The sequence below is a fragment of the Paraburkholderia sp. SIMBA_053 genome, from assembly GCF_046534895.1.
GTDB classification, from domain to species: Bacteria; Pseudomonadota; Gammaproteobacteria; order Burkholderiales; family Burkholderiaceae; genus Paraburkholderia; species Paraburkholderia caledonica.
In genome coordinates, this window is record NZ_JAWRXU010001414.1 from 1 (window position 1) to 246 (window position 246).

Annotated in this window: 1 pseudogene; it reads right to left on the bottom strand. The window is 65.9% G+C overall.

Annotation, left to right across the window (positions count from 1 at the left end):
- Window positions 1–246, bottom strand: a pseudogene (locus SB753_RS40260) (Crp/Fnr family transcriptional regulator); the annotation flags it as partial.

Sequence of the window (246 nt, forward strand, 5' to 3'; positions counted from 1 at the left end):
TGCCGGCCGCTTCCGTGATGCCTTCGCGGCGCACGCCGAGCATATCGGCGATCAGCTGTTGCGTGACGGTCAGATCGTTCGAGGCGACGCGGTCCACTTCGATCAGCAGCCAGCGGCACAGCTGCTTGCTGAGCGAGTGATGGCGGTTGCATGCAGCCGTCTGCGCGACCTGCGTGAGCAGTGCGTGCATGTAGAGGAGCATCAGCCGGCGCAGCAGATCCGAGCGTTGCAGCTGCTGGCGCAGCG